We start from the raw sequence: 12,836 nt of genomic DNA, 5'->3' as shown, positions 1-12,836 counted from the left end.
CGCGCCGACGCGCTTGACCCCTTCATCGAGCACTACAACACTGAACGAATCCACTCAAGCCACGGGCTCACGCCCGCGGCCCGAGTGTCACCAACGTCATGACCCAGTACAGCTAGCGCGGGGTCGCGTCCGGGCGCACGCGAGCGTCGCGCCCATCGCCGCGAGGATCTCGGGCGTCACGAGCACCGCGCATGCCCGCGCGCAGGCGGCCACCGCGTCGTCGGCCGAGGCGTGCAGCGTGCCCTCCGAGCGGGGACGGTCATGCGTCGAGCCTGCCAGCGCGGGCGGCGGAAGTCCCGGACGGGACGCAGCGCTGCCTGCCGCGCCGCCGCGACCCCGCGACGACGCGGGAAGAGGTGTGGCCCGGCCTCCGTGCACGGAGGGCCGGGCGGTCGGACGCGCTCCCCCGAGACGCCGACGTGATGCAGGACAGCCCACCCGAAGGGCTCGTCCCGCTGATTGACAACGTAAGCCATGTCGCAGTTGCATGCATCTGCATCGACGTTATGCGGCTAGTCGAGCCGGTCAGCCGACGGTGTCGCGCGGATCCGTGCCGACCTCCTGCGCCCGCCGCGCGTCCCGGGACACGAGCCGCTGGAACAGCACGGCGAGCACGGCGATCCCGACCGGGATCCACCCCCGCGGGTTGCCGACGACCAGCCCGGCGACGCCCGCGAGCCCGATGGCGATCGCGGTGCCGTACGTGATCCAGCGGCTGCGGTGCAGGAAAGAGAGGTGCATGGATCGACCCTCGCAGACAGCTCGGAAGGCGTCAGAGCGCGACAGTGACATCTCCCGGGCGGCTCCGGCTCCGCAATTGACAACACCACCTGCTCCTGCGGCTGACCTCGAGATCGCGCACCGGCCTCGCGAGGAGATCGGCCTCGCTGTCGTCACCATCTGCGGCCCCTCGAGCCGACCGGTCCTCGAGCAGCTCGATGAGCGACTCCCGGACGAGCGCATCATCCTCGCCGAACGAACCCCCGCAGGGGCGCCGAGGCCCGGCCCGCCGTCGACCTCCGCCGACACCGCGTCTATCGACAGACATTCGAATATCCGACCGCGAGCCTCGCAGAGTAATAAGCCTTCTGCCCGGTGACCATTTTCGTTCTAGTTTCCATATCACGTCTCGTTTTGCGAGACAATGGGTTATGTCCAACTCCACCGACACATCCGGTGCATTCTGGCGAACGATTTGCTTTTTGCCCTGTTCGCCGGGGTGGTGGCCGTCACTACGGAGTATTCAACCCTGAAGAGCAAATCCTTGGTTTTGTAGGTGGCACGGTACTAATTATTGCGGGCAACACACCTTTTATGACTTCGTTGCGAAACAGAGAATAGGCTGAATGGCGCATTTTCTCATGCGTCTGAGTCATTATCGGCATAGACGCAAAACGCAGCTCGGGTCTGGTCTGGTGTGACCAGATGACCGAGTCGCCTCCTGGGTGAGAGTAGTATCTATGATGTCACTCGATATATCCCGCGACACAGGCCCGACCCAAGGCACGTCCTGCGCTTCGCTGCGTCTGCAAAGTGCCCGCCGCGAGGCGGCATCAGTGAGGCTCGCGTCGTCGACGCGTGCTCACGGCCCCGCTGACGAGAGTCAACGGGGCCGCTGATTGGAGCCTTAATTGAATTTAGAGCTCCCGACGGCCAATGTCTCGTACGGCGAAGTAGCCCCCTACGGCCAGCAACACCGCCACTGCCGAGAAGATGCTACCGATCAGAAGGTTGCCACCCATGAAACCTGTGATGGCGAGCAATACGGCGATTGCAACCAGTATGACGACGACGCTCTGAGCGACTCTTCCTTTATTGGACGACGGAGTTAAATTGCTCATAGATCACACTCTTCCTTGACTTCCTGCCAGGTAGCCCACACGCCAGCCCCTTCGAGAAGGAGGCCACCGGCGGTGATGGCCGTGGCGATAGCACCGACGGGAGTGGTAAGCGCAAAGCCTGCTGTTATCAGTAGCAGACCTGCGGCCGAGATGAAGCCGGCGACTGCTCCGGCGCAGCTGAGGCCGCTCGGATCGATGTTACCAACGGGGTTGCATGCAGCGTATGCGTACGGCTGAGGTTCCTGGCCGGACGGGTCCATCTGCGTGAAGCGGCCCAGCGAGGCGTCATAGTAGCGTGCGCCCATCTTGTAGAGATTGGTCGACTCCTGGTAGCCGCCGATGTAGCGCAGCGAGTTCAGCGCGACCGCGCTGTTGCTTGACGTCGCGCGCTCCTCGCCGTACGGAGTGTAGGAGTAGCCGCCCTCCCAGATGCCTGCACCGGAGAACATGCCGATGACGGAGCCGAGGAGGTCGGTGACGTAGTAGTGGCTGGACGAGATCCGGAATCCGACCGCCTCGCCTGAAGGCGTGCGGCTGTAGTTCTGCACGAGGCTGGCGGACGTGTTGGTCTGCCGCGAGAGCCCGAGGATCGAGTTGGAGAAGGATCGGCCACCCGTGGCGCTCTGGGTGTCGGTGTTTCCCTCGCCGAAGGCGGCGAAGTTCGTCGCTCCGATGCTCTGGACCTGTCCGCGGTCGCCGTAGGTCGCGACGACACCCGTCATGCCGTTCTTGACCTGGTTGCCGGCGGCGTCGTAGACCCACTGGGTGGTGTCGGCGCTGGTGCTGGTGAGCTGGTTCGCCGCGTTGTAGCCGTAGTCGATCGAGGTGTCCTGCGTGCCGCCGGTGTTGCCGGAGCGGTTCTGCGACGTGCGGTTGCCCGCGGCGTCGTAGGCGTACGCCCACATCGCGTTGGTGTTGCCGCCGGCCTTCTCCTCGGCGACCGTGAGGCGGCTCTGCGAGTCGTACTGGTACGCGGTGACCGCGCCGGCCGGGATGCCCTCTTCCTTGCCGCTGGTGCGGGTCTGAATGTCAAGCGTGTCCACGCCATCCTTTGCAAACGAATACGCGACGTCGGCGGTCACGCCGCCGGCGGCGTTCTTGGCCTGCACCTGGGTGGTGCGACCTGCCTTGTCGAGGGTGGTCACCATCTGCGCGCCGGCGGGGAAGACGCGACGGGTCTCCACGCCATTGCCGTTGTACTCGAACAGCGTGCATCCGCTGTTCGCGGCGGGGTTGCCGCTGGTGGGGCAGACACCGCCGGGCTCGCGCTGGCTGGTGAGCTCGTTGGCGGCGTTGTAGGTGTTGGTCGTGATGCCGCTGGTGTCCTCGAAAGTGAGGATGTTGCCGGCCGCGTCGTACGTGTACTTCTGGTTCAGCCCGGCGAGAGCACCGATCTGGCTGGTGGTGCGGCCCAGGGTGTCGTACTCGAACTGCTTGGTCCCGGCGAAGCTGTCGGAGTCGTACTGGACGAGCCCGTTCGGGTAGTACGTCTTCGCGAGCGTGCTGCCGTTGGCGAACGTGATCAGCGTCTGGCGGTCGCGGACGTCGTAGGCGTACTTCGTGACCTTGCCGCGCGGGTCGGTGACGCTCGTGACACGGGAGAGCGCGTCGTACGTGTACGTCGTCGCGCCCTGCGGGGCGGGCGGCGTGACCTTGGCGAGGTTGTACATGCCGTCATAGGCGTAGCGGGTGATGTTCCCGTTGCCGTCCTTGGCGGAGCAGACCTGGCCCGGAGCGCCACCGCAGATGGTGGAGTCCCAGTTGTCGTAGACGCGCTCGAACTCGACCGCGCCGGTGCCACCAGCGGTGGTGTCCTTCTTCTTGGTGGGGTTGCCAGCGGTGTCGTAGTCGTAGCTGGCGGTGTTGCCGCTGGCGTCGGTGGAGCACTTCACCTGGAAGGTGTCGCCGCCGCTCGAAGCGCAACCGGCACCGGCCGAGTACACCGCGGAGGCCGCGGCGCCGGTGGGCAGCTCGGTCTTCGTGGCGTTGTTCAGGCCGTCGTAGGAGTTCTTGGTCTCGTTTCCGGGCGTGCTGCCGGAGCCGAGTGCATCGGTCGAGGTCTGGACGTCGCTGTTCGCGGTCCAGCTCTGCGAGCGGGTGCGGTTCAGCGGATCCTTGGTCGAGGTGACGCGGCCCTGGTTGTCGTACGCGTAGGTCGATGCCTTCCCGTTCGGGTTGGTGACGACGGTGTTGCCGCTGTTGTAGGCGAAGTTCGTCACGACGTCGGCCTTGTTCCCGTAGGTCGGGGACGTGGACTTCTGCGTGATCTTGGTGACCTTGTGCGCGGTGCTGTAGCCGAACGTGATCGTCGTCGTGCCGGGGGCGGACGGGACGGTCATCGTCGCGAGGCGACCCGTCGTGTCGTACGTCATCGTCGTGACGGCGCCGCCGGGCTTGTCGATCTTCGTCAGCTGCCCGGACCCGTTCCGCGTGTACGTGGTGGTGCGGTTGGCCGAGTCGACGATCGAGGTGATCTTCGGGTCGGATCCAGTGGTGTGGTTCACGCGCGTGAAGCGGCCGGAGGTGTCCTTGACCGTGTAGGTCGTGGCGGACGTGGTCCAGTCGTTGGTGAGGCCGATGCCGTTGCGGTCGGTGTGGTAGGTCAGCTGCTTCGTGGTGACGTCGAAGTCGTACGCCTCCCCGCTCTTGTTGTACTTGAGCTTCCAGGTGAACTGGCCCTTGCTCAGGGACGCGTTGAAGCCCGCGGGAGCGACCCACGCGCCGGCGCTGTTCTTGGTGTACTTCGCGGAGAAGCCGGTCGGTCCGACGAACGTCGCCTCGGTCTCGCCGCTGTTCACGGACAGGCCGAAGTCGACGTTGCTCATGACGGAGGACCAGCCGCCGCCGAGGGCGCCCGCGGAGCTCGAGAGGCCGTTGTAGTAGCGGTCGGCGCGGACGCCGATGCCGGCGGCGGAGCTGGTGCCGTCGTTCGCGGTGAGCAGCAGGTTGCCGTTCGCGAGGTTCACGCGGGCGACGGTGTCGTCGGAGAGCGAGATGTCCTCGAAGGACATGTAAGGCAGCGCGCCGAGGCCCGGTGCGCCGACCGGCGTACCGGCGGGGACGCGCTGGGTGGACACGGCCTGTCCCAGCTTGCGGTCCGGATTCGGGACCTTCCACTGGGGCAGCTCCGGGGCCGGCTTGTCGGCGTCGGCGGGCTCGGCCGGGATCGTGCCCGGCGTCCAGACGGCGGCCTTCGCGGCCTTCTGGGCCTCGTCCTGCATCTGCTTGTTGATCACCGCAGGGTCCTGCGTCTGGTCCTCGAACTGCACCAGCCCCGCGGCCGTCTCGGCGGAGGCCGGCATGGCGCCGAGCCCCGTGATCATGACGGCGCTCGTCGCGATCATCGCGATCGTGCACCTGATATTGCCGGCGTTCTGCCGGCGGAAAACGCGTGGAACGCGCATTTTACTCCCCTGATTGAAAAACAGGCGTCATCGCCCGTTCTCACGTTAGGGGCGCACGCGGACGCGACCGTGCCCCGCCTCGAATCACCCCCGGAATGGGGGTCGGGGCATTTTCCGCGTGTTTTCAGGCATTTCGATGCGGCGCAAGTCCTCATAAGTGAGGGCACACGCGGACGGGCGTTCCGGGTACTCGGGAGTTGGCCGCCCTCGCGTTACCGCGATGGCCTCCGCAGGTGCACGATGAGCGGGGGCGCATTCCGCGCACCGATTTGCACATGAATCAGGGAGTTCGCGCATGCGTCACAAATGGGTAACCATCACAGCGGCCACTGCCGTGATATTAGGGGTGACATCCCTGAGCCCGGCGTTCGGGGAGACGCGCCAGCAGGCCGCGGTCGAGCAGCCGGTCGCGGCACCCGTGTCCGACGCCGCGGCCGAGGCGATCGACGCGGCGCACATCGCCGAGCAGACGGGCCGCCCCGTCGAGGAGGTGCGCGCCGAGCAGCACCGCGACGTGCTGTTCGGCCAGGCCCTCGCCTCGCTGCAGGGCGTGGACGGCTTCGCGAACGCCGGCAAGGACGCCACCGGGCCCGGCTACTGGGTCGCCTTCACCGCGCCGGTCGCCGCCGCCGCGCTCGCGCCGCTCGGCGAGCTCGCCCCGGACGTCCGCACCACGACGGACGCGCCCCTCACCGCCGTGGAGCGCAGCACGGCCGTGGCCGCCGCCGCGCAGGCCGTGCAGGCCGAGCTCGGCGCCGAGAGCGTCGAGGCGAGCATGAGCGAGGACGGCACGACCGTCACCGCGGCCGCGGTCCTGCCCGACGCATCCGCATCCGCGTCCGTCGACGTCACCTCCGCCGCGCAGGCCGCCACGGACCAGGCAGAGGCCGCCGTCGCCCAGGCAACGACGGTCCCCGTCGAGGTCGCCCTCACCGACGAGGACCCGAGCCAGGAGGTCCTCTCCGGCGGCACCGCGCTCGGCATCGGCGCCACGCAGCAGCTCGCCTGCACGGCCGGCTTCACGGTCCGCAACGCGCGCACCGGCGCCACCGGCCTGATCACCGCATCGCACTGCCCCGACAACCTAAACTACGAGTCCCGCCAGATCCTCACCTTCGAGGGCCACGGCGACAGCGGCCAGCTCGACGAGCAGTGGTTCAGCTCGAGCGAGGGCGTGCACAACGAGTTCATCAGCCAGAAGGCCGGGTCCACGCTGATCCGCCGCAAGGCCACCGCCGTCGCCACGCCCTTCGTGGGCATGAACGTCTGCAAGTACGGCACCGTCACGGCCTACGGCTGCTCGCAGGTGATCAACGGCCCGACCACCACGGTCAACGCCAACGGCGTCACCTACGCGAACCTCTGGCAGGTCGACGGCTACATCACCGAGGCGGGCGACAGCGGCGGACCCTGGTACTACGGCAACACCGCATACGGGATCCACTACGGCGACATCCCCCGCGGCGGCGCCTCCCGCAGCGCCTTCACCTCGATCACGGCGATCGAGGCCGCGACCGACTTGCGCGTCCTCCGCTAGCGCCCCTCGGGGGGAGGGCGGGGCACCGCCCTCCCCCGACGGCAGCGTCGCCGTCAGCCATGCGCGCGGAGCGCGGCTCGATGCGGTCGGCGCCCGCGGCGGCCCACGCCTCACGCCGGCTGCAACAGCGACCCCTCCTCCACGAGCCTCCGCGACAGCACGCGGTACCCCTCCGTCTCGAAGAAGACGGTGATCCGGTCGTCCTCCGTGCTCATCACGGTGCCCGGGCCCCACTCGGCGTGGGTGACCTGCGACTGCGCGGGGAACATCTCGTCCGACGCGACCGGGGAGCCGCCGTCCGTCGCCCCCATCGCCTCCTCGTGCGCGTCCTCCTCCTCGAGCCGGTCGCACGCGTCGCAGTTGCCGCACCGCTCCGGCGACTCCTCGCCGAAGTACCCGAGCAGGAACTGGCGGCGGCACTGCGGTGCCTCGGCGTAGCCGCGCATCATGTCCAGCCGTGACACCTCGACGCGTTCGCGCTCCTGCGCGACCCCCTTGGCACGCGAGGCGGCCTCCCGGGGATCCAGCTCCTCGCGCACGAAGGCGCCGTCCCGGTCGGATCCGAGCACGCCCGCGTCCACGAGCAGGCCGAGCACGCCGCCCACCGTGCGCGCCGACATCCCCGCGCGCTCGGCGACCGCGGCCGGCCGCACGGGTCCGTCGACGCCCGCCACCGCGACCGCCGCGTACACGTCGCGGAGGCTCGCCGGCCGCGGCGTGCGCGCCGCGAAGTAGCGGCGGAGGCCGAGGTCCTCGGCGCGGTAGTGCAGGATCCCGACGGCCGGCTCCCCGTCGCGGCCCGCGCGCCCGACCTCCTGGTAGTAGGCGTCCACCGACTCGGGCGGCGACGCGTGGATCACGTACCGCACGGTCGGCTTGTCGATGCCCATGCCGAACGCGCTCGTCGCCACGACCACGTCCACGTCGTCCTCGTGGAACGCGGTCTGCACGCGCTCGCGCTCGGCCGCCGGCAGGCCCGCGTGGTACGCGTCGACGCGGAGGCCGGCCACGCGGATCTCGTCGGCGTAGTCCTCGGCGTCCTTGCGCGTCGCGACGTAGACGAGGCCCGGCTGCGTCTGCTCCATCACGTGTGCGACGATCGCGCGCCGCTTCTCCGACTCCTCCGTGTGCCGCCGCACCTCGAGCCGGATGTTCGGCCGGTCGAACCCGCTGGACAGCACGAACGGGTCCCGCAGCCCCAGCCGCTCCTCGACCTCGGTGCGGACGGGCGTGGACCCGGTCGCCGTCATCGCGACGGTCGGCGGGTGCCCGAGCGCGTCGATCACGCCGCCGAGCCCCAGGTAGTCGGGCCGGAAGTCGTGGCCCCACGACGCCACGCAGTGCGCCTCGTCGATCACCACGAGCGCCACCCCGCGGGCCACCAGCCGCGCGACGACCTCGTCGCGCGCCAGCTGCTCGGGCGTGAGGAACACGATCCGCGCGCCGGGCTCCTCCACGGTCGCCCACGCCTCCTCGAGCGCCGTGCCGCGGATCGTGCTGTTGATCACGCGCGCGGGCGGCGCCGCGGGCGCGTCCTCGAGGTTCTGCACCTGGTCGGCCTGCAGCGCGATGAGCGGCGAGACGACGACGGTCAGGCCGTCCATCAGCACGGTCGCGACCTGGTAGATCGCGGACTTGCCGTAGCCGGTGGGCATCACGACGAGCGCGTCGCGGCCGCGGACGAGCGGGCCGATCGTGCGCACCTGGCCGTCATGGAGCCGGTCCCAGCCGAACGACTCGCGGGCGACGCGGATCGCGTCCTCGGGCTCGGGTCCCGGCGCGGGCTCCGGGACGATGGCCGGATCCCCGGCGGCGGGCCGCTCGTCCGGCGTGCGGCCGTCGGGCGCGCGGTCGTGCGCGGTGCGCGTGGTCGTGCGGGTGCTGCGGGTCGTGCCCGCCGCGGTGCGGTTCTGCTTCACCTCCCCACTGAACGCCGCGGGCCGAGCAGTGACCAGGCGCGCGCAGGCGCTCACGGCGGACCGTCACGCTCCCCTGCGGCCGGGCGCGCCGCGCGGGCGCCGGGACAGGTGCCGACCGCGGGATGACGAACGCGCGGCCCCGTCAGTCCGCGACCACCCGGGGGAACGGATCCGCGTACCCGGCCCACTCCGCCGGCCCCGCCGCGAGCTCCTCGCCCGTGAGCACGGCCCGTCCGATCGCGCGCCGCAGCACGGCGGGCCGCAGCCCCACGCCGAAGAACGCGATCTCCGTGCCGTGCGGCGCACCCTCCTGCCACGGGTCGATCCCGGTCGGCTGCAGCGTCAGCATCGATCCCACGCTCGACCACCCGCCCACCTCGCCCGGCCGCGACGCCAGCGACACGAAGCCCTTGGAGCGCAGCACGAGGCCCGCGCGGTCGGGCCGCAGCTCCTCCTCCACGGCGAGCGCGAGCCGCTCGGGGTGCAGCGGTCGCGGGTCGCCGACGACGACGGATCCCACGGGCCCGTCGAGCCGGTCGACCTCCCCCGGCCGTGACGCGACGCCCGCCGCCGTGAGCTCGCGCATCCACCCCGCCGACGCCGCGAGCCCCGCCACGTCGCCCCAGCGGGGCAGCCGGTCGAGCGCGAGCGGCCGGCGCGCGTCGAGCACGGCGGCGCGCGGCGCGAGCCGGCGCACGAGCGCGAGCAGCGTGCCGCGCGACTCCGGCGGCACGCGCGCCATGCCGGTCAGCACCACCACGGTCGCGTACTCGACGAGGTCGGCGAGCGTCTCGGCCTCGTCGAACGCGTCCTCGACGCGGCCGAACGCGATGGAGTGCAGCCGGTCGGCGGCCACCACCGAGACGACGTGGCGCAGCCCGAAGCCGGATCCCGACCCGCCGGACGCGCGCCGCAGCTCGTGCTCGCGGCGCAGCAGGAGGTCGAGCTGCATCCCGGTCGCGCGCACGTCGGCGGTCGCGGGGATCCCCACCACGGCCTCGACGCCCGGCCCGCGCCCGGCGAGGTCGTCGAGGAACCGCGCGATGGGCTCGACCGGATCCGCCTCCTCGGCCGGGAGCACGAGCAGCGTCCCCGCGACGTCGTCGACCGCGTCCCGCAGCACCGAGCGGAGGCCGGATCCCTCGCCCACCACGAGGACGACGCCCGACGGCGGCTGCGGGTACACGGGCAGGGGCAGGTGGTCGCGAGCGGGCATGGCTGTAGTCTATTGAGAACCGTTCTCGTGAAAGGACCATCCCCATGAAGGTGCGCAACTCGATCAAGGCCCTGAAGAAGCTCCCCGGCGCGCAGGTCGTGCGCCGCCGCGGCCGCGTCTTCGTCATCAACAAGCAGAACCCGCGGAACAAGGCACGGCAGGGCTGAGCCGCCGTCCGGCCGGCGCCCCTCATCTGGGGCGTCGTCGCCGGGACCCGCGTCGATACGGTGGAGACCAGCCGAGCGCCGGGGGGCCGCCGCATGATCGTCGTCGTCATCATCGCCTGCGAGATCGGCTTCTGGGCCGTGCTGGCCGCGGGGCTCGCCGTCCGCTACGTCCTCCGGCGCCCGCGCCTCGGCGCCGTGCTCCTCGCGTGCGTGCCCGTCGTCGATCTCGTGCTGCTCGTCGCCGCGACCATCGACCTCCGCGGCGGCGCCACCGCCGACTGGACCCACGGCCTCGCCGCCGCCTACCTCGGCGGATCCGTCGCCTTCGGCCACTCGATGGTGCGCTGGCTCGACGTGCGCTTCGCCCACCGCTTCGCCGGCGGCCCCGCGCCCGTGCGCCCGCTCAGGTCCGGCCGCGCCAGGGTGCGCCACGAGTGGCGGCTCTGGATCCTCACGGTCGTCGCCTACACGATCGCCTGCGCCCTGCTCCTCGCCGCCATCGCGTTCGTCGGCGACCCCGCCCGCACCGGGGCGCTCGGGGACTGGCTCGGCCGGCTCACCGTCCTCCTCGGCATCTGCACCGTCTGGGCGGTCGCGTGGACCATCTGGCCCGGCCCGGAGCCGGCGACCGACGCCGAACCGGCCACGGTCTCCTCCTCGACGGCGGGCCGCTGAGCCGCGCAGGCGCCGACCGGCCGACCCCCCTCAGAGCGGGAAGCGCAGCCGCAGCAGGTGGGATCCGTCGGCGCGCGTCTCGGCCGCGAGGCTCCCGCCGAGCAGCTGGGCGCGCTCGCGCAGGCCGGTGAGCCCGTGGCGTCCGCTCGGCAGGTCGAGCAGCGGGAGCGTCGCCCGGCCCGCCTCGACCTCGAGCACCACGTGGCCCGCGTCCAGGCGCCCGGTGATCCGCACGGGCGCGCCGGTCGCGTGCTTCCGCGCGTTGGTGAGCCCCTCCTGCACCGTGCGGTAGACGGCGCGCTGGGCGGCGGCGGACAGGTCGGCGGGGAGGTCGATCTCGGTCTCCACGCTGATCCCGCTGGCCGCCACCAGCGCCGGCACGTCCTGGAGGGTCGGCTGCGGCGCGAGCTCGCGCCGCTCCCCGCCGGCCGCGCGGAGCACCTCCACCATGCCGCGCAGCTCCTCGAGCGTGACCGTGCTGAGCGCTCGGATCGTGCGCGCGGCCTCCCGCGAGGGCTCGTCGGCCGCGCCCACCTGCATCGCGCCGGCCTGCACGGCGATGAGGCTGACCTGGTGCGACACCACGTCGTGCATCTCGCGCGCCAGCACCGCGCGCTCCCGGGCGAGCGCGACCTCGGCGGCCTGCAGCTGCCCGAGCGTCTGGGCCTCCCGCAGCTCCCGCAGCTGGGCCGCCGCCGTCCGCCGCTCGCGGAGAAACGCGCCGAGGAGCGCGGGTCCGACCGTGTAGATGCTCGCGTCGACGAGCGGCTCGATCAGGAACTGCACGTCCTCCGGCGGCCAGAGCGGCGCCATGTACGCGACCAGGGATGCGCCCGCCGCGACCGTGACCTGCCACCGCGGCGCACGCGAGAGGCCGAGGTCGAACAGGGCGATCATGAGCGGCACGTACGCGATGCTGACGGAGAAGGCGGGCAGCGCGGCCAGCACGCTCAGCCACGGCCAGCGGCGGCGGAGCAGGAGGCCGAGGCAGGCGGCGATCCCCGCGGCGACCTCCCCCGACGACTGCGAGGCCGAGAGGAACCCGGAGGACAGGGCCGTGGCGATCCCCGCCACCAGCAGGTCGACGAGCGCCGCGCGCGCACGGGCGGCGGCGGGCCGGACGCCGGGAGCGGTCGCGTCGAGGGCGTCGGGATCCGTCGCGTCGCCCGAGGCGGGCGCCCTCCCGCTCACGCGCATCGCCGGCTCACCGCCGCGGCACGAGGCCGGCGCGGTCGGCGACGACGGCCGCCTCGACCCGCGTGCGGACCCCGAGCGCCTGCACGATCGAGCTGACCGTCTCCTTCACCGTGCCGAGCGTGAGCCCGCTCGCCGCGACGATCTCCGCGTTCGACAGGCCGCGCGCGAGCGCCTTCAGCACGACCAGCTCGCGGTCGCCGAGCCGGGCGACCCGCGCGCGCTCGGCGTCGTCCTCCCGCGAGCGGAAGAGGCGCCCGGGTCGGAGCCCCGGCGCGAGCACGATCCCGCCGGACGCGAGCGTGAGCACGTGCCGGGCGAGCTGCTCCGGATCCGTGTCCTTCAGGAGGAAGCCCGACGCGCCGCGGTGCAGGGCCTCGAGCACTTGGTCGTCGGTGTCGAAGGTGGTGAGCATGGCGACCGCCGGCGGGCGGGGCTCGGCCATGAGCTCGGCGAGGATCGTGAGGCCGTCGGGCGCGGGCATCCGGATGTCGAGCAGCACCACGTCGGGCGCGTGCTCCCGCACGGTCGCGACGGCCGTGTCGCTCGACACAGCCGCGCGCACGGCGATCCGCGGGCTGGCGCCCAGCACCATCGCGATGCCGGATCGCACGAGCGACTCGTCGTCGATCACGACCACGCTCACGACGGCCTCCGCCGAGGAGCTGCCGTCGACCGCGCCCGCTGCCTCGATCACGCGTCCCGCCTCCCGCCGGTGGATCCGCCGCCGCCGGTCGCGCCGCCCCGGTCCCCCGCGTGGCCGAGGCTAGCTGTACTCGGCCATGACGTTGGTGACACTTCGGGGCGTGTGAAGAGGCCTCCTGGCTTGATGGAGCTGTTCAGTTCAACCATCGCCAGGAGGCCTCGATGTCCCACGGTAATG

At 71.3% G+C, this 12,836-nt stretch carries 10 protein-coding genes and 1 pseudogene; 4 read left to right on the top strand and 7 right to left on the bottom strand.

From position 1 onward, the window contains the following. Nucleotides 1-102: pseudogene (locus HDR73_RS16395) on the top strand (IS481 family transposase); the annotation flags it as partial. A 423-nt stretch (nucleotides 103-525) separates the two neighbouring features. On the opposite strand, the gene HDR73_RS16390 reads toward HDR73_RS16395, so the two are convergent. Further along, the gene (locus tag HDR73_RS16390; RefSeq protein ID WP_012297527.1) at nucleotides 526-741 is read right to left on the bottom strand and encodes a hypothetical protein; all 216 of its coding nucleotides are present in this window, start codon (nucleotides 739-741) and stop codon (nucleotides 526-528) included. A gap of 1,096 nt (nucleotides 742-1,837) precedes the next feature. Further along, nucleotides 1,838-5,185: an RHS repeat-associated core domain-containing protein gene (locus HDR73_RS16385; RefSeq protein ID WP_223842677.1), complete on the bottom strand. Its 3,348-nt coding sequence runs from the start codon at nucleotides 5,183-5,185 to the stop codon at nucleotides 1,838-1,840. A gap of 406 nt (nucleotides 5,186-5,591) precedes the next feature. Between HDR73_RS16385 and HDR73_RS16380 the strand changes: the two genes are divergently transcribed. Next, entirely contained in the window at nucleotides 5,592-6,782 is a 1,191-nt protein-coding gene (locus HDR73_RS16380) for a chymotrypsin family serine protease (protein ID WP_041464244.1), read from the top strand. A gap of 110 nt (nucleotides 6,783-6,892) precedes the next feature. On the opposite strand, the gene HDR73_RS16375 is transcribed toward HDR73_RS16380, so the two are convergent. Both HDR73_RS16375 and HDR73_RS16370 read right to left on the bottom strand, forming a co-directional pair. After that, nucleotides 6,893-8,701 (bottom strand): RecQ family ATP-dependent DNA helicase, encoded by a 1,809-nt coding sequence (locus tag HDR73_RS16375; protein WP_049791872.1) that lies wholly within the window; start codon nucleotides 8,699-8,701, stop codon nucleotides 6,893-6,895. Nucleotides 8,702-8,843: 142 nt separating this feature from the next. Beyond that, nucleotides 8,844-9,917, bottom strand: a complete 1,074-nt coding sequence (locus HDR73_RS16370; protein ID WP_041464243.1) for a GTP-binding protein — start codon at nucleotides 9,915-9,917, stop codon at nucleotides 8,844-8,846. Between the two features lie 44 nt (nucleotides 9,918-9,961). Here HDR73_RS16370 and ykgO point away from each other — a divergent pair, with 44 nt between their 5' ends. Continuing rightward, the gene (ykgO, locus tag HDR73_RS16365; protein ID WP_011931244.1) at nucleotides 9,962-10,084 is read left to right on the top strand and encodes a type B 50S ribosomal protein L36; all 123 of its coding nucleotides are present in this window, start codon (nucleotides 9,962-9,964) and stop codon (nucleotides 10,082-10,084) included. A 93-nt stretch (nucleotides 10,085-10,177) separates the two neighbouring features. Next, nucleotides 10,178-10,759 (top strand): hypothetical protein, encoded by a 582-nt coding sequence (locus HDR73_RS16360; protein ID WP_012297520.1) that lies wholly within the window; start codon nucleotides 10,178-10,180, stop codon nucleotides 10,757-10,759. A 30-nt stretch (nucleotides 10,760-10,789) separates the two neighbouring features. Here the strand turns inward: HDR73_RS16360 and HDR73_RS16355 are convergent, their stop codons facing one another. From HDR73_RS16355 to HDR73_RS16345, 3 genes are all read right to left on the bottom strand, one after another. After that, nucleotides 10,790-11,956, bottom strand: a complete 1,167-nt coding sequence (locus HDR73_RS16355) for a sensor histidine kinase (protein ID WP_041464242.1) — start codon at nucleotides 11,954-11,956, stop codon at nucleotides 10,790-10,792. A gap of 7 nt (nucleotides 11,957-11,963) precedes the next feature. Continuing rightward, nucleotides 11,964-12,650 carry a response regulator gene (locus HDR73_RS16350; RefSeq protein WP_012297518.1) on the bottom strand — a complete coding sequence of 229 codons (687 nt, stop codon included), beginning with the start codon at nucleotides 12,648-12,650 and terminating at the stop codon, nucleotides 11,964-11,966. Next, on the bottom strand, nucleotides 12,647-12,836 hold a 190-nt coding region (locus tag HDR73_RS16345; protein ID WP_287136489.1), incomplete at its 5' end, for a hypothetical protein. The genes HDR73_RS16345 and HDR73_RS16350, both read right to left, overlap by 4 nt.

The organism is Clavibacter sp., from assembly GCF_014802555.1.
Lineage (GTDB): Bacteria > Actinomycetota > Actinomycetes > Actinomycetales > Microbacteriaceae > Clavibacter > Clavibacter sepedonicus.
Note: the sequence above shows the minus strand (reverse complement) of the source record. Positions and strands in the feature narration are given on the sequence as shown.

What these genes read in the sequence shown, in the direction of transcription:
- HDR73_RS16390 (WP_012297527.1), bottom strand. Translation starts at nt 741, where the DNA reads ATGCACCTCTCTTTCCTGCACCGCAGCCGCTGGATCACGTACGGCACC.
- HDR73_RS16385 (WP_223842677.1), bottom strand. Translation starts at nt 5,185, where the DNA reads ATGATCGCGACGAGCGCCGTCATGATCACGGGGCTCGGCGCCATGCCG.
- HDR73_RS16370 (WP_041464243.1), bottom strand. Translation starts at nt 9,917, where the DNA reads ATGCCCGCTCGCGACCACCTGCCCCTGCCCGTGTACCCGCAGCCGCCG.
- ykgO (WP_011931244.1), top strand. Translation starts at nt 9,962, where the DNA reads ATGAAGGTGCGCAACTCGATCAAGGCCCTGAAGAAGCTCCCCGGCGCG.
- HDR73_RS16360 (WP_012297520.1), top strand. Translation starts at nt 10,178, where the DNA reads ATGATCGTCGTCGTCATCATCGCCTGCGAGATCGGCTTCTGGGCCGTG.
- HDR73_RS16355 (WP_041464242.1), bottom strand. Translation starts at nt 11,956, where the DNA reads ATGCGCGTGAGCGGGAGGGCGCCCGCCTCGGGCGACGCGACGGATCCC.